This is a genomic window from Nonomuraea marmarensis, from assembly GCF_043197025.1.
In the GTDB taxonomy this organism is placed as follows: Bacteria; Actinomycetota; Actinomycetes; order Streptosporangiales; family Streptosporangiaceae; genus Nonomuraea; species Nonomuraea marmarensis.
Genome location: NZ_JBICRM010000009.1, coordinates 108506 through 123631, shown reverse-complemented (window position 1 = coordinate 123631; position 15126 = coordinate 108506). Strand labels below are relative to the sequence as shown.

The 15126-nt window shown below is 69.4% G+C and carries 15 protein-coding genes; 7 read left to right on the top strand and 8 right to left on the bottom strand.

The annotated features are described in order from the left end of the window. The first annotated feature begins 139 nt into the window (after positions 1-139). Positions 140-2491, top strand: coding sequence for a glycoside hydrolase family 6 protein (locus ACFLIM_RS17240; protein ID WP_393166449.1), 2352 nt, complete (start codon positions 140-142; stop codon positions 2489-2491). A 157-nt stretch (positions 2492-2648) separates the two neighbouring features. On the opposite strand, the gene ACFLIM_RS17235 is transcribed toward ACFLIM_RS17240, so the two are convergent. From ACFLIM_RS17235 to ACFLIM_RS17215, 5 genes are all read right to left on the bottom strand, one after another. Further along, positions 2649-3047, bottom strand: a complete 399-nt coding sequence (locus ACFLIM_RS17235; RefSeq protein ID WP_393166448.1) for a DnaJ family domain-containing protein — start codon at positions 3045-3047, stop codon at positions 2649-2651. Between the two features lie 12 nt (positions 3048-3059). Next, complete coding sequence (folP, locus tag ACFLIM_RS17230) at positions 3060-3959, bottom strand: dihydropteroate synthase (protein ID WP_393166446.1); 900 nt, start codon at positions 3957-3959, stop codon at positions 3060-3062. A 42-nt stretch (positions 3960-4001) separates the two neighbouring features. After that, positions 4002-4475 (bottom strand): ATP-binding protein, encoded by a 474-nt coding sequence (locus tag ACFLIM_RS17225; RefSeq protein ID WP_393166444.1) that lies wholly within the window; start codon positions 4473-4475, stop codon positions 4002-4004. 124 nt (positions 4476-4599) lie between these two features. Then, positions 4600-5649, bottom strand: a complete 1050-nt coding sequence (locus ACFLIM_RS17220) for an NAD-dependent epimerase/dehydratase family protein (protein WP_393166442.1) — start codon at positions 5647-5649, stop codon at positions 4600-4602. A gap of 52 nt (positions 5650-5701) precedes the next feature. After that, positions 5702-6883: a zinc-dependent alcohol dehydrogenase gene (locus tag ACFLIM_RS17215; RefSeq protein WP_393166440.1), complete on the bottom strand. Its 1182-nt coding sequence runs from the start codon at positions 6881-6883 to the stop codon at positions 5702-5704. 142 nt (positions 6884-7025) lie between these two features. Between ACFLIM_RS17215 and ACFLIM_RS17210 the strand changes: the two genes are divergently transcribed. After that, positions 7026-7292 carry a hypothetical protein gene (locus ACFLIM_RS17210; protein ID WP_393166437.1) on the top strand — a complete coding sequence of 89 codons (267 nt, stop codon included), beginning with the start codon at positions 7026-7028 and terminating at the stop codon, positions 7290-7292. Positions 7293-7299: 7 nt separating this feature from the next. Here the strand turns inward: ACFLIM_RS17210 and ACFLIM_RS17205 are convergent, their stop codons facing one another. Continuing rightward, positions 7300-7542, bottom strand: a complete 243-nt coding sequence (locus tag ACFLIM_RS17205; protein ID WP_393166435.1) for a 1-deoxy-D-xylulose-5-phosphate synthase N-terminal domain-containing protein — start codon at positions 7540-7542, stop codon at positions 7300-7302. Between the two features lie 124 nt (positions 7543-7666). Between ACFLIM_RS17205 and ACFLIM_RS17200 the strand changes: the two genes are divergently transcribed. The 5 genes from ACFLIM_RS17200 to ACFLIM_RS17180 are packed head-to-tail and all read left to right on the top strand — an operon-like array spanning position 7667 to position 13817. Beyond that, a complete protein-coding gene (locus tag ACFLIM_RS17200) occupies positions 7667-8716 on the top strand; it encodes a polyprenyl synthetase family protein (protein ID WP_393166433.1) in 1050 nt (349 codons plus the stop codon). A 12-nt stretch (positions 8717-8728) separates the two neighbouring features. Next, complete coding sequence (locus tag ACFLIM_RS17195) at positions 8729-9670, top strand: 4-hydroxy-3-methylbut-2-enyl diphosphate reductase (RefSeq protein WP_393166431.1); 942 nt, start codon at positions 8729-8731, stop codon at positions 9668-9670. A 31-nt stretch (positions 9671-9701) separates the two neighbouring features. After that, positions 9702-11117, top strand: a complete 1416-nt coding sequence (locus ACFLIM_RS17190; RefSeq protein ID WP_393166429.1) for a family 2B encapsulin nanocompartment shell protein — start codon at positions 9702-9704, stop codon at positions 11115-11117. Positions 11118-11160: 43 nt separating this feature from the next. Further along, positions 11161-11646 carry a hypothetical protein gene (locus ACFLIM_RS17185; RefSeq protein WP_393166427.1) on the top strand — a complete coding sequence of 162 codons (486 nt, stop codon included), beginning with the start codon at positions 11161-11163 and terminating at the stop codon, positions 11644-11646. Next, on the top strand, positions 11643-13817 hold the full coding sequence (locus tag ACFLIM_RS17180; protein ID WP_393166425.1) for a terpene synthase family protein: 2175 nt from the start codon (positions 11643-11645) through the stop codon (positions 13815-13817). Before ACFLIM_RS17185 ends, ACFLIM_RS17180 begins: the two co-directional genes overlap by 4 nt. On the opposite strand, the gene ACFLIM_RS17175 is transcribed toward ACFLIM_RS17180, so the two are convergent. Further along, positions 13802-14146: an STAS domain-containing protein gene (locus tag ACFLIM_RS17175; RefSeq protein WP_393166423.1), complete on the bottom strand. Its 345-nt coding sequence runs from the start codon at positions 14144-14146 to the stop codon at positions 13802-13804. The genes ACFLIM_RS17180 and ACFLIM_RS17175 overlap by 16 nt on opposite strands. 354 nt (positions 14147-14500) lie before the next feature. Beyond that, entirely contained in the window at positions 14501-14767 is a 267-nt protein-coding gene (locus ACFLIM_RS17170; RefSeq protein ID WP_393166421.1) for a hypothetical protein, read from the bottom strand. Positions 14768-15126 lie beyond the last annotated feature (359 nt).

The following is a 15126-nucleotide window of genomic DNA, read 5'->3' as shown; positions in this document are numbered from 1 at the left end:
AGTTTCATCCGCGTTCCGGGGCATTCAGCGAGCATGCGGGGCGGCGGGCAGCTCCGCGCGGGCCGCCCTCTGTACATGGCTGCGAGTCCGGCTCACCATGGGAGCGCTCCCAGCCACCTAGCACTGGAGATGATCGCTCGTGAGACTCCAACGCGGCCTTCGCAAATGGGCCGTGACCGTGACCGCCGCGAGTGTCGCGGCGTTAGGGCTCGTCGTCGGCCAGGGTACGGCCGCGAACGCCGCCGTCGCCTGCGACGTGACCTACACAGCCAACTCGTGGACGAGCAGCCCTGGTCAGGGCGGTTTCACCGCGAGCATCACGTTGAAGAACACCGGTGACCCGATCACGTCGTGGTCGCTGGCCTTCGACTTCCCGACCACCGGCCAGAAGTACACGCCGACGGGCTGGGGTGCGAACTGGAGCCAGTCGGGCACCCGCGTGACCGCCACGAACATGCCGTACAACGGCAGTCTGGGCACCGGTGCCTCGACCAACATCGGGTTCAACGGCACCTGGACGGGCAGCAACCCGAGCCCGACGTCGTTCAGCGTCAACGGCACGACCTGCGGCGGCACGACCCCCACCACCCCGTCCGTGGTCACCTCGGCCAGCGCGGTCGCGGTGAACGAGGGCGGCACGGCCACGTTCACGGCCAGGCTCTCCGCCGCGCCGAGCGCCAACGTGACCGTCACCACCACCCGGGCCAGCGGTGACACGGACCTGACCGTCGGCTCGGGCGGCTCGCTGACCTTCACCCCGTCCAACTGGAACACCGCCCAGACGGTGACCCTGGCCGCGGCCCAGGACAGCGACACCACCGCGGGCACGGCCGCCTTCACCGTCGGCGGCACCGGCGTCACCGCCGCCACGGTCAACGCGACCGAGGTGGACGACGACGCCGTGGTGGCGCAGTCGATCGTCGTGACACCGACCTCGGTCACCGTGCCGGAAGGCGGCACCGCCGGCTACACCGTGCGGCTGGCCGCGCAGCCCTCCGCGAACGTGACCGTCACCTCGACGGCGGGCAGCGGCGACACCAACCTGACCGTCTCCGCCGGCGGCAGCCTCACCTTCACCCCGTCGAACTGGAACACCACGCAGCCGGTCACCCTGGCCGCCGCGCAGGACTCCGACACGACCAACGGCACCCGCCCCTTCACCGTCGCCGCCACCGGCCTGACCTCCAGAACGGTCACCGCCACCGAGGCCGACGACGACGGCGGGCCCACCCCCGGCACCCACGCCGAGAACCCGTACGCCGGCGCCACCGGCTACGTGAACTCCGAATGGCGGGCCAAGGCGACGGCCGAGCCCGGCGGCTCCGCGGTGGCCAACACCTCCACGGCCGTGTGGCTGGACCGCATCGCGGCCATCGCCGGCTCCTCCTCGGCCATGGGCCTGCGCGCCCACCTGGACGCGGCCCTCACCCAGGACGCCGCCAACGGCTCCGCGCCGCTGACCGTCCAGTTCGTCATCTACGACCTGCCCAACCGCGACTGCTCGGCGCTGGCCTCCAACGGTGAGCTGCTCATCGCCGAGAACGGCCTCAACCGCTACAAGACCGAGTACATCGACCCGATCGCGGCCATCATGGCCGACTCCAAGTACGCGAACCTGCGCATCGTCACGATCATCGAACCCGACTCGCTGCCGAACCTGGTCACCAACCTCAGCTTCGCCAAGTGCGCCGAGGCCAACTCGACCGGCGCGTACGTCCAGGGCGTCCAGTACGCGCTGAACAAGCTGCACGCCATCACCAACGTCTACACCTACATCGACGCCGCCCACCACGCCTGGCTGGGCTGGGACACGAACTTCAACCCGTCGGTCAACATCTTCTACAACACCGCCGCCGGCACCACCGCGGGCGTGGACAGCGTGGACGGCTTCATCGTCAACACCGCGAACACCTCCGCGACCAGGGAGCTGTACTTCAACATCAACACGACGGTGAACGGCCAGTCGGTCCGGCAGTCCAAGTGGGTCGACTGGAACTTCTACGTGGACGAGCTCAGCTTCGCCCAGGCCCTGCGTACCGCGCTCATCGGCAAGGGCTTCAGGCAGGGGCTCGGCATGCTGATCGACACCTCGCGCAACGGCTGGGGCGGCAGCGCCCGCCCGACCGGCCCGAGCACCTCGACGGTCCTGGACACGTTCGTCAACCAGTCGCGCATCGACCGCCGCATCCACGCCGGCAACTGGTGCAACCAGAGCGGCGCGGGCATGGGCGCGCGGCCCACCGCCAGCCCCGAGTCCGGCATGGACGCCTACGTCTGGGTCAAACCTCCCGGCGAGTCGGACGGCGCGAGCACGGACATCCCGAACGACGAGGGCAAGAAGTTCGACCGGATGTGCGACCCGACCTACACCGGCAACAGCCTGAACGGCAACAACATGTCGGGCGCGCTGCCCAACGCGCCGCTGTCGGGCCGCTGGTTCTCCGCGCAGTTCCAGGAGCTGCTCAGGAACGCCTACCCGCCCATCAACTAGCCGACCGAAAAGGGGCCCGGACCGGATCCGGGCCCCTCATGAGCCCGAGCGACCCGCCTGACCCGGGTCTCTCGGAGGGGCCCGCCTGACCCGGATCCCTCGTCTACCGGAAGGGGCCCTGGCGGCGTGCCGGGCCCCTTCTCTATCGGGCCCTGCTCTATCGGACGCGGCGCCACTCCGACACGATCTGGTCGGCGTCGAAGGGCATCAGGTTGAGCGGCGGCCCCGACAACCCCGTCCTGATCGCCTGGCGGATCTTGCCGTTGATCTCCTCGATGATCCGCCGCACCTCGGTCTCCGACCTGGCCCCGCGCGCCTCGGCCAGCGCCTCCTCCGCCTGCTTGCGCAACGCCAGCGTGGGCGGCAGGGGCATCGACAAGCCCTCGCTCTCCACCTTCTGCTTGATCCACCACATCTCGTCGTGATCCCGGTCGAGGCCCGGGAGGGGTTTGCCCGCGCCCGGCAGGTCGTCGAACTCGCCGCGGTCCTCCGCCTCGCGGATCTGCCTGTCGATCCAGCTCTCGAAGGGGACGCCGGTTGGCTTGCGCTCGGTCACGTAGGGCTCTCCTCACACGAGGTTGTGGACGGGGGCGATCGGGCCGCGCCAGCCGAGCACGGCCTCGGTCATGCGTACGGACGCGACCGTCGCGGCCACGTCGTGCACGCGCAGGATGCGGGCGCCCTTGATGATGGAGACGACGTTGGCGGCGATCGTGCCCTCCTTCCGCTCCCCCTGCGGCCGGTCGAGGGTCTCGCCGATGAAGTCCTTGTTGGACAGCGCCACCAGCGTCGGGTATCCGATCGCGGTGATCTCCTCCAGCCGGCGCGTCAGCTCCAGGGAGTGGAAGGTGTTCTTGTTCAGGTCGTGGCCGGGGTCGATGATGATCTTGTCGGCGGCGATGCCCGCCTTCAGCGCGTGCGAGACCCGCTCGCGCAGGAAGTCCGCCACCTCGGAGACGACGTCGGCGTAGCTCGGCCGGGAGACCCGCTGGCCGGGGCCGCCGAGGCTGTGCGTGACGACCACACTGACGCCGGCCACGGCGGCGACCTCGGCCATGCCCGGCTCGCGCAGGCCGTTGGTGTCGTTGATGACGTCGGCGCCGGCCTCGATGGCCGCCCGCGCCACCTCGGCCCTGTGCGTGTCGACGGAGATCACGGCGTCGGTGGCGGCCCTGACCTCGGCGATGACGGGGACGACCCGCTCGATCTCCGCCTCGACGGCGATCTGCGCCTGGTCCGCGCTGAAGGCGTAGCCGCCGATGTCCACCCAGTCGGCCCCGTCGGCCACGGCCTTGGCGGCCGCCGCGACGGCGCTTTCGAGCGCGTACGTGCGGCCCTGGTCGTGGAAGGAGTTGGGCGTCCTGTTGACGATGGCCATGATGGCGACCTGGCGCTCGAAATCGAACTCGCGCCGCCCGATGCGCCGGACGGGAGAGATGATCCCGGGAAAAAGCATTTCGCCGCTCACGGCTTGAGCCTACCTGGCCTCCAGCCAGGTCAGACGGCGGGATCAGGCGGTGAAGCGGCCGAACGAATGCCTGACGCAGGCCGTGACCCTGATCCGCCGCATGGCCTTGTGACCTCCCGGAACGGGCTCCCGCGGTAACCGCATGGTGAGCCGGACCGTCGTGCCGCCGGGGCCGGTGCGGAAGTCGGCCGTGTCGCACAACCGGCGGATGAGGTAGATCCCCCTGCCGGCGTTGCCGAGGATGGACGGCCGCCGGTGGCGGTTGACGTATCCGTCGGGGATGCCGGACCCGCGATCGGTCGTCTCCGCGCTGATCGCGCCGTTGTCCGTCCACAACCTGAAGTGCCCGTGCCCGCCCGCGTGCTCCACGACGTTGACGATGCTCTCGTGCACGGCCAGGACGAAGTCGTCCAGCCGGTGACCGTGCAACCCGCGGCTCGCGGCCAGCTCGGCCACGCCGCGGCGCAGCTTGGTGATGTCGTGGAAAGTGAAAGGCTGGCTGATCAGCAGGTCCATGTCGCTCCTCCGTGTCATCCCGACACGTAGGCCTCGCTTCAGGACCTCGCGTAGTTGTCTCCCCTTCCCCCGCGAAGGGGAACTACACGCCGTCCTCATTTACGACCGTGACTACGGGCGCCCTTTACGGATGTCCGCCAATGCCCGTCGCGAGCTCCCGGATCCGGTCGACGGGCCCGCCGTCGGGTGCCAGCGGCGCGGTGTCCATGCCGGCGCCGTCATGCAGCCCGTCGAACATCTCCCGCATCGCCTCCCACGCCGAGTGCCGCGGCGTCCAGCCCAGCACGTCCCTGGCCCGGTCCGTCTTCATGATCGGGATGCGCAGGACCAGCTCCAGCAGCCCCGGCGCGGCGGGCACCAGCCGCAGGTGCCAGCCCGCCGCCACGACCGCCCTGGCCAGCCCGCGCGGGACCCGCACCGTACGGGTGCCGAGCAGCTTGGCCAGGTCGTGCGGGTCGAGCACGGGCTCGGCGGCGAGGTTGAACGCGCCCTTCACCGGCTTGGTGACGGCCAGCCGGTACGCCTCGGCCGCGTCCTCGGCATGCAGGACCTGCAACCGCAGGCCGGGAATGTCCGGCACGAAGGGAATCCGCCCCGTCCTGACCAGCCGCCGCGGCACGAGCGGCCCCGCGAGCAACCTGCGCTGCTCGGTCGCCGCCACCCGCTGGAAGATGAACCCGGGCCGCATCCGCACCACCCGGATGCCCGGATGATCGTGCTCGAAGACGTCGAGCACCCGCTCGACGTAGGCTTTCTCCCGCCCGTACGCGGCGCCCGGCCAGCCGTGCGTGGGCCAGCTCTCGTCCACGGGCCGATCCTTGGGCCCCGGCGAGTACGCCCCCACGGACGACGCGTGGACCAGCGCGGGCACCCCCGCCTCGGCGACCGCGCGGAACACCCGCATGCTGCCCAGCACGTTCGCCCGCCACGTCGTCGCCGGGTCCCTGAGCGGCTGGAACAACCACGCGAGATGCACCACCGCGTCCGCGCCCTCGAAGATCCGCGTCAGGTCGCCGGTGGCCACGTCGGCCTGCCGCCAGTCGGTGCGGTCGATCCGCCACCCGGGCAGCCGGCGGGCGACCCCCACGATCGAGGTCACGCCGGCGTCCGCGGCCAGCGCGCGCACCACACTCGTGCCGACATTCCCGGTGGCTCCGACCACAACGATTCTCATGAACGCTCCGCTGCCCGCTCCCCGGGCGGCGAAACGCTTCTGACCTGCCCGATTACGGCTGGAGCAGGATCTTGACCGCGCCGTCGACCTTCTTCTGGAACATCTCGTACGCCATCGGCGCCTGCTCCAGCGGCATGCGATGGGTGGTCAGATCCAGCACGCCGAGCGGATCGGCGTCGTCGGTCACCAGCGGCAGCAGCGCGCTGGTCCACCGCCGGACGTGGGCCTGGCCCATGCGCATCGAGATGCCCTTGTCGAACATGCGCATCATCGGCATGGGATCCGTCATGCCGCCGTAGACGCCGACGACGGAGATGACGCCGCCGCGCCGTACCGCGTCGATGGCCTGGTTGAGCGCCGCCAGGCGGTCGATGCCCGTGTGCGTCATCAGCGGCGCGGCCACCGCGCCGGGCAGCATCCCCGTGAGCGTCTGGGCGATCTTGCCGGCGGGCGAGCCGTGGGCCTCCATGCCCACCGCGTCGATGACCGAGTCCGTGCCGCGCCCCGAGGTCCGCTCGCGGATCTCGTCGGGCACGTGGGTGACCTCGCTCGCGTCGATGACCTCGATGCCGTGGCGGCGGGCCATCTCCAGGCGCTGCGTGATGCCGTCCACGCCGATCACCCGGTATCCGAGGTGGCGGGCGATGCGGGCGCACATCTGGCCGACGGGGCCGAGGCCGAAGACGGCGACGCTGCCGCCCTCGGGAATGTGCGCGAACGCGACGGCCTGCCAGGCGGTCGGCAGCACGTCGGACAGGTAGAGGAACCGTTCGTCAGGAGGGCCTTCTGGCACCTTGATCGGGCCGAACTGGGCCTCGGGCACCCGCAGGTACTGGGCCTGCCCGCCGGGCACCTGGCCGTACAGCTTCGTGTAGCCGAACAGGGCGGCGCCGCTGCCCTGCTCGCGCACCTGGGTGGTCTCGCACTGCGCGTAGAGCTCCATGCCGCACATGTGGCAGTGGCCGCAGGAGATGTTGAACGGGATGACCACGCGGTCGCCGGGCCGGATGTTGATGATCGACGACCCGACCTCCTCGACGACGCCCATGGCCTCGTGCCCGAGGATGTCGCCCTCGGTCATGAACGGGCCGAGCACTTCGTACAGGTGCAGGTCGGAGCCGCAGATCCCGGTGCTGGTCACCCTGATGACCGCGTCGTTGGGCTCCTTGATGGCCGGGTCCGGGACCTCCTCGACCCGTACGTCGCGTTTGCCGTGCCAGGTGACTGCCTTCATGGTGTCTCCTTACCGACGGGGCACAAATGCCGCATACCCCCACATAGAGCATCAAACAGTCCGGACCGCCGACGCCCGGCACAACCGTCGCCCTAGACTGCGCCACCAGGCCACCGCCCTTTCCCCGCCGGCAGGAGTTCGCATGCCCACACCGCTCACCCCCGACGAAGCGGCCCGCTTCCACGTCACCATGTCCGAGTGGCTCGCCAAGGAGCTCGCCGAGAAGGGCTCGGTGCGCCTCTCCGCCGTCGACTCCCCCGACCTGCAGCGCCACTTCCAGGAGGTGGCCCACCGGGCGAGCGAGATGCTCCAGCGACCGGTGATCAGCCTGGCCAGCAGCCGCGGCATCACGATCTCCCTCAACGACGAAGAACTGCCCGGCGAGGAGCGATCCGCCATCTCCTCGTGACAGGGCACTACCGGATGGCGTGCGCGATGCCCTGACCGGTCGGCCCGGCCTCGGCGAGCAGCTCGGCCCTGCCGCCCTGCGGGCCGCCCATTGCCATGCCCGCTGTGCGCATGGCCTGATCCAGCGCGGGGATGCCGCTGCGGATCTTATGCACGTACGCCTGTGCCCGGTGTCGAACACCCGGGTGCAGCGCGATCGTGAGCTCGACGATGCCGAGGTTGGAGCCGAGCCGGCCGCCTCTGCCGCTCATGGCATCCCCTGACCGTGGAACGGCTGTGGCAAAACAAAGCGCGAGATACAAAAGACACTTTACACACTCCGTATTGGATGAGTAACTATTGGTAGCGAACGCCTGACAGCAAGGAGCCGCGCCGATGCCGGTGAGCTTCACTCAGCAGTACGTTGGATCGCGAATTGACCGGCGACTGACCGGTTTCCTGGAAACCTGGCGAGCTCCCGTCGCCGATCCCGACGTCGAGGCGGCGTACAAGCTCCTGGGCGACTTCATCCTCAACGGCGGCAAGCGCATCAGGCCCCAGCTGTGTTATTGGGGCTGGCGCGGCGCCGGCGGCGGCGACTGCGATGAGATCATCAGCGCCGCGGCGGCCCTGGAGTTGTGCCACGCGGGGCTGCTCATCCACGACGACATCATGGACGGCAGCGAGTTGCGCCGCGGGCGGGCCACCGTGCACCGGAACCTGGCCGGGTTGTACGACCGTCCGGGCGCGGACGCGTTCGGCCAGGCGGGCGGCATCCTGCTCGGCACCCTGAGCCTGGCCTGGTCCGACACGTTGTTGTCGTCGTGCGGGGTGGAGCCGTTTCGGCTGCGGGCCGCGCACCACCTGTTCGACGCCATGCGGACCGAGGTCATCAGCGGCCAGTACCTCGACATCCTCGCCCAGCTCCGCTCAGGGGCGAGCGTGGAGGAGGCGCTCATGGTGATCCGGTTCAAGACGGCCAAGTACACCGTCGAGCGGCCGCTGCAGATCGGCGGCGCGCTGGCGGGGGCGTCCATGGGGCTGCTGGAGTCGTACTCGCGGTTCGGCCTGCCGCTCGGCGAGGCGTTCCAGCTCCGCGACGACGTGCTCGGCACGTTCGGGTCGGAGTCGGTGACCGGCAAGTCGGCGCTGGACGACCTGCGCGAGGGCAAGCACACGGTGCTGTTCGCGCATGCCGTGCGGCACGCCTCGCCCGGGCAGCTCGGCCACCTCAGGCGCTGGCACGGCAACTCGGAGCTGACCGAGGAGCGCGCCGGCGAGCTGCGGCAGATCCTGCGCGAGACGGGAGCGCTGGCCAAGGTCGAGGAAATGATCGAAGAACGCGTGCGCGAGGCCGTGACGGCCCTGGCCGAGGCGCGGATCGAGGCGGAGGCCGCGAGCGCGCTGGCCCTCCTGACCGATCAGCTCGCGCACCGCACCAAGTAAGGGGATCCCCTGATGGGACGGGTACTTCTGGCTGCCCCGCGCGGCTACTGCGCGGGCGTCGAACGCGCGATCATCACCGTCGAGGAGGCGCTGAGACGCTTCGGACCACCCGTGTACGTGCGCAAGCAGATCGTCCACAACACCTCCGTGGTCGACGACCTCACCAGGCGCGGCGCGGTCTTCGTGGACGAGCTCGACGAGGTCCCCGACGGGGCGCTGGTCGTCTTCTCCGCTCACGGCGTCTCGCCGGCGGTCAAGGAGGAGGCGGAACGGCGCGGGCTGCGTACGATCGACGCCACCTGCCCGCTGGTGACCAAGGTCCACAAGGAGGCCGTGCGCCTGGCCGAGGCGGGCTACGAGATCGTGCTCATCGGCCACGCCGAGCACGAGGAGGTCGAGGGCACGATCGGCGAGGCCCCCGGCCACATCCACGTCGTCGACCCGGCCCGGCCCCACGAGGTGACGGCGAGCGGCGCCGGGCGGGTGAGCTGGTTGTCGCAGACCACGCTGGCCGTGGACGAGACCATGGCGGCCGTCGCGGGGTTGCGCGAGCGGTTCCCCGGCCTGGCCGACCCGCCGAGCGACGACATCTGCTACGCCAGCCAGAACCGCCAGGAGGCGATCACCAGGATCGCTCCGCAGTGCGAGCTGGTCATCGTCGTCGGCTCGGCCAACTCCTCCAACTCCCAGCGGCTGGTGGAGGTCGCGCTCAACGCGGGCGCGGGCGCGGCGTACCTGGTCGACAGCGCCGCCGACGCCGACGAGCGGTGGCTCGGGGACGTGGAGACCGTCGGGGTCAGCTCCGGCGCCTCGGTCCCGGAGCGGCTGGTCGAGGGGTTACTCGACTGGCTCGCCGACCGCGGCTACGCCGGCGTGGAGTCGGTGACCCTGACCGAGGAGACCCTCACGTTCTCGCTTCCTCCAGAACTTCGATCCTCTCGCGACCCCCGCTAGGCCCCCACACCGAGATTGGTGGTGCAGCACGATGACCGAAACGACCAACGCGACCGCTCCTGAGAACGTCAACGGCAACGGACAGCTCAGCCTCAGCACCGATGCCGCCAAGCAGCTCGCGACCACGACCAAGACGCCGCCGCAGATGCAGGAGATCACCTCCCGCTGGTTGCTGCGGCTGCTGCCATGGGTGCAGTGCTCCGGTGGCGTGTTCAGGGTCAACCGGCGGCTGACCTACACGCTGGGCGACGGCCGCATCACGTTCAGCACGACCGGCGCCAACGTACGCGTCATCCCGGCCGAGCTCACCGAGCTGGCCCCGCTGCGCGGGTTCGACGACATAGAGGTGCTCGAAGCGCTGGCCGGCCGGTTCGCGCAGCATGAGGTCGAGGCCGGCGAGGAGATCGTCTCCGAGGGCGGCCCGGTGGACCGGCTCGTGCTGATCGCCCACGGCCGCGTGGGCAAGGTGGGCCACGGCGCGTACGGCGACGAGCAGAACCTCGGCGTCCTGGCCGACGGCGACTACCTCGGCGAGGACGTCCTGACGAACGGCGGCCAGTACGCGTTCAGCGCGCGGGCCAAGACGGCCACCACCGTGCTCACGCTGTCCAGGCAGGACTTCGAGCAGGTCGCCGAGCAGTCGCCCGCGCTGCGCGAGCACCTGGCAGACTGGCGCGAGACCAACGCCCACGACACGAACGCCTACGGCGAGGCCGCGATCGAGATGTCGTCCGGCCACACCGGCGAGGCCGTGCTGCCGGGCACGTTCGTGGACTACGAGCAGAGCCCGCGCGAGTACGAGCTGAGCGTGGCCCAGACGGTCCTGCGCGTGCACAGCCGGGTCTCCGACCTGTACAACCAGCCGATGAGCCAGCTCGACCAGCAGCTCCGCCTCACGGTCGAGGCCCTGCGCGAGCGGCAGGAGCACGAGCTGATCAACAACAGGGAGTTCGGCCTGCTGCACAACGCCGACTTCGACCAGCGCATCCGCACCCGCTCGGGTCCCCCCACCCCCGACGACCTCGACGACCTGCTGTCCACCGTGTGGAAGGACCCGGCGTTCTTCCTGGCGCACCCGCAGGCCATCGCCGCCTTCGGCAGGGAGTGCAGCAAGCGCGGCATCTACCCGCAGTCCAGCGAGGTCAGCGGGAACCGGGTGCCGGCCTGGCGAGGTGTCCCGATCTTCCCGTGCAACAAGATCCCGGTGTCCGCCACGCGTACGACGTCGTTCCTGCTCATGCGTACCGGACAGGAGAACCAGGGCGTCGTCGGCCTGCACCAGACCGGCATCCCCGACGAGTACCAGCCCAGCCTGTCCGTCCGCTTCATGAGCATCAACGAGAAGGCCGTCATCTCCTACCTGGTCAGCGCCTACTACTCGGCCGCCGTTCTCGTTCCTGACGCGCTCGGCGTCCTGGAGGACGTCGAACTCGGCCGTAACGGGTAGCCAGGGATTCGTCTCGTCCGTCCGGTCCTAGGGAATGGTGCTCATGTTGACGGAGTCGGATCAGCAGCGGCTGAGCCTCGGCACCGCGGCGGCGCGCAAGCTCGCCACGACGACCAAGACGCCCCCGCGGATGCGGGAGATCTCCCCGCGATGGCTGCTGCGGGTGCTCCCATGGGTGGACGTCGCGGGCGGCGTCTACCGGGTGAACCGGCGGCTCACCTACCCGGTCGGCGGCGGCCGGGTGAGTTTCGCCCACACCTGTGCGCGGGTCCGGGTGATCCCACCGAGCCTGACCGAGCTGCCCATGTTGCACGGGCTCGAGGACGGCTACGTGCTCGACCAGCTCGCGGGGCTGTTCGAGCAGCGGGAGTTCGAGCCCGGCGACACGATCGCGCGGGCCGGGCGGCCGGCGGACGAGGTGGACGCGAAGGCGGTCGCGTCCTACCTGGTCAGCGCCTACTACTCGGCCGCGATCCTGGTGCCCGACGCGCTCGGCGTGCTGGCGAACGTCGAGGTGACCCGCCCGTGACGCAGCCGTTCGAACTGCCGGACTTCTACCTGCCGTACCCGGCGCGGCTCAACCCGCATCTCGAAGAGGCTCGCGTGCACTCCCGACAGTGGGCGCGGGACATGGGCATGCTGGCGGGCTCGGGCGTCTGGGAGGAGGCCGACCTCGACGCCCACGACTACCCGCTGATGTGCGCCTACACGCATCCGGACTGCGACGGCGCCGAGTTGTGCCTGATCACCGACTGGTACGTGTGGGTCTTCTTCTTCGACGACCACTTCCTGGAGATCTTCAAGCGCACCGGCGACCTCGAAGGCGGCAAGGAGTACCTCGGCCGGCTGGCCCGGTTCATGCCGATGGGCGCGGATCTGACCATGCCCGAGCCGACCAACCCGGTGGAGGCGGGCCTGGCCGACCTGTGGGTGCGTACGGTGCCCGGCATGTCCGCGGACTGGCGCGAGCGCTTCGCCGAGAGCACCCGCAACCTGCTGAACGAGTCGCTCTGGGAGCTGGCCAACATCAACCGGGGCCGGGTGGCCAACCCCGTCGAGTACATCGAGATGCGGCGCAAGGTCGGCGGGGCGCCGTGGTCGGCCGGCCTCGTCGAGCACGCGGTGCGGGCCGAGGTGCCCGCGCGGATCGCCGCGACCCGGCCGATGCGGGTGCTGAAGGACGCATTCTCCGACGCGGTGCACCTGCGCAACGACCTGTTCTCGTACGAGCGGGAGGTCCGGGACGAGGGCGAGCTGAGCAACGGCGTGCTGGTGCTGGAGACGTTCCTGGGCTGCGGCACGCAGGAGGCCGCCGACGCCGTCAACGACCTGCTGACCTCGCGGTTGCAGCAGTTCGAGCACACGGTGTTCACCGAGTTGGGCCCGTTGTTCGTGGAGCACGCCATCGACCCGCTCACCGCCGCAGGCGTGCTGGCCTACGTCAAAGGGTTGCAGGACTGGCAGTCGGGCGGGCACGAGTGGCACCTGCGCTCCAGCCGCTACATGAACGAGCGGGTCCGGTCGGGCAGGCCGCTGGGCATGTCCTCGATCGTGAACCTGCTGGGGGTCAAGCGGCTGCGTAACTTCACGCACGTGCCGTACACGCGGGTGGGCCCTTCGCGGATCCCCGAGATCTACGTGCCCTTCGAGCTGCGGCTTTCTCCGCACCTCGACGCCGCCCGGCGCGACACCGTGGCCTGGTGCCGGGAGATGGGGATGCTGGAGGGCCAGCCGGGCGTGGTGGGCTCGGCCGTATGGAACGAGGAGCGGGCGATCGACACCGACCTGGCTCTGTGCGCCGCGGGCCTGCATCCCGACGGCACGCTTGAGGAGGTGGACCTGGCGGCGTTCTGGCTGGCCTGGGGGACGTATGCCGACGACTACTTCCCCGTCGTGTTCGGCAGGTCGCGCAACCTGGCGGCGGCGAAGATCGCGATGGCCCGGTTGTCGGCGTTCATGCCGCTCGACGGCTCGTCCCCGCCACCGCCCGCGAGCGCGCTCGAGCGTGGCCTGGCCGACATTTGGGCGCGCACGACAGGGCCGATGCCACTCGATGACCGCCGCAAGCTACGCGAGTCGGTCGAGAGCATGTGCGCGAGCTGGTTGTGGGAGCTGGCCAACCAGATCGCCAACCACATCCCCGACCCGGTGGACTACATCGAGATGCGCCGGGAGACGTTCGGCTCCGACCTGACAATGAGCCTGAACCGGCTGCGGCACAGCAAGGCGATCCCTCAGGAGGTCTACGAGAGCGGCTCGATGCGGGCGATGGAGAACGCCATCAGCGACTGCGCCATCCTGCTCAACGACATCTTCTCCTACCAGAAGGAGATCGAGTTCGAGGGCGAGCTGCACAACTGCGTCCTGGTGGTGCAGAACTTCTTCGACTGCGACTATCCAACAGCACTCACCATCGTCAACGACCTGCTGACGTCGCGGATGAAGCAGTTCGAGCACATCGTGGAGCACGAGCTGCCGATCGTGTGCGCCGACTTCGGCCTGGATGAGGAGGCCAGGCGGGATCTCGACGCGTTCGTGGCCGAGCTGCGGAACTGGGTGACCGGCATCCTCAACTGGCACCGCGGCTGCTTCCGCTACGACGAGCAGACCCTGCGCCGCCACAACCGGCCGCCGCGCCCGCGACTCGGCGGGCCGACCGGGCTCGGCACCTCGGCGACGGCGGTCTACGCGGGCAGGTGATGGGCGCGCGGCTCGTAGAACCAGCCCATCATGCGCAGCAGTCGCCGCTGGTACGGCGTGACGTTGTGCAGGCGAATCCACCGTTGCGACCGCGGCAATGTGGGCATGACGAGCACGCGCAGCCCTGAGACGTCGATGAAGGCCAGCGCGCCGGTGTCGACGTCGATGTAGGCGCCTTCGCGGCAACTCGCCAGGGCACAGGCCAGCGCGGAGCTGTTGGTGGCGTCGACCTCGCCGATCAGCGTCACGGCCGGCGCCCCTGGCGTCGCGCGAACTGTGATCGTCAGCTGCTCGTCCTGGTAGAGCAGCCGCTCCTCGACGCCACTCACGCTCGCACCCCCCAACGCACGCTCTGGGGGTAGTAGCCGGACCTGCTGCCTGCAGAGGATGACCGCCAAGGTGTCTGACGATTAACCCGAAACCAGGTTACATGAAGTATGTTTCACTATGTAATTTTCGCCCTGGAAATGACCGAATTGCGGGGAAATTATGAAGGGGATTCCGAGCAGGCCGATGTGAGCCCGCGCCGGCTGCGGGCTTGACGAACATCGGCCTGGTCGGAGGCGATCCGGGGGGCGGGCCTGCTCGCGGTGCTCCACCTGGGAGACGCCCCGGCAAGGTGCCGCCACGAGGGGTCGTGGCTACCGGAGCGCCGTCGCGGCAGGCAGGCCGCCCCTAGCGGCTCACTTGTTGTCGCCCGTCTTCTCCTCGTTGTTGAGCAGGTCGAGGTCGAGGTCGTCCAGGTGCACGAACGTGAGGACGTCGATGTACTTCACCGAGTCGTTGAGCACGTCGTTGAGCGCGGTCACGTCGTCGAGGAGGCTGAACTGGCTCAAGATCTGCTTGTCCTTGTTGAACACGTTGGGGCCGACGTCGGCCGAGGCGCTCGTGGCCGAGAACCCGAACAGGAAGCCCGCGATCGCTGTACCGGCGAGAATGCGACGCATCATTTTGTACTTCTCCTTCGTCGGAATCGGCGCGGGATGCGCGTCATCGTAAATCACTCGCACGGGGTTGCGAGATTCTGGGAATAACGATCTCGCGGGCTGTCGGCGGGTCGCAACCTGGCCGAGTTAAGTCGAAGTCAAATGCGCATCCCAATTCCTTGGCCGTTGATCATGGTCCGCATGGACATGTCCCGACTGGTCGGGATTTGTCCTGGCCAGCATGGCGGCAATTTTTCATCTTATTGCCATACGCACGTCCCGCATGACCAAAGGGCGTTTTATCCGCATAGGGATGGCGGAATGCTAGTGGGAGAACGACCTGATTACGCGCCGCGGCAGGCTCCGGCGCGGACGAGTCACGG

Bases quoted from the DNA above. Each gene is read 5' to 3' on its own strand.
- ACFLIM_RS17225 (WP_393166444.1), bottom strand. From the start codon at position 4,475: ATGGACCTGCTGATCAGCCAGCCTTTCACTTTCCACGACATCACCAAG.
- ACFLIM_RS17220 (WP_393166442.1), bottom strand. From the start codon at position 5,649: ATGAGAATCGTTGTGGTCGGAGCCACCGGGAATGTCGGCACGAGTGTG.
- ACFLIM_RS17215 (WP_393166440.1), bottom strand. From the start codon at position 6,883: ATGAAGGCAGTCACCTGGCACGGCAAACGCGACGTACGGGTCGAGGAG.
- ACFLIM_RS17210 (WP_393166437.1), top strand. From the start codon at position 7,026: ATGCCCACACCGCTCACCCCCGACGAAGCGGCCCGCTTCCACGTCACC.
- ACFLIM_RS17205 (WP_393166435.1), bottom strand. From the start codon at position 7,542: ATGAGCGGCAGAGGCGGCCGGCTCGGCTCCAACCTCGGCATCGTCGAG.
- ACFLIM_RS17200 (WP_393166433.1), top strand. From the start codon at position 7,667: ATGCCGGTGAGCTTCACTCAGCAGTACGTTGGATCGCGAATTGACCGG.
- ACFLIM_RS17195 (WP_393166431.1), top strand. From the start codon at position 8,729: ATGGGACGGGTACTTCTGGCTGCCCCGCGCGGCTACTGCGCGGGCGTC.
- ACFLIM_RS17190 (WP_393166429.1), top strand. From the start codon at position 9,702: ATGACCGAAACGACCAACGCGACCGCTCCTGAGAACGTCAACGGCAAC.
- ACFLIM_RS17185 (WP_393166427.1), top strand. From the start codon at position 11,161: ATGTTGACGGAGTCGGATCAGCAGCGGCTGAGCCTCGGCACCGCGGCG.
- ACFLIM_RS17170 (WP_393166421.1), bottom strand. From the start codon at position 14,767: ATGATGCGTCGCATTCTCGCCGGTACAGCGATCGCGGGCTTCCTGTTC.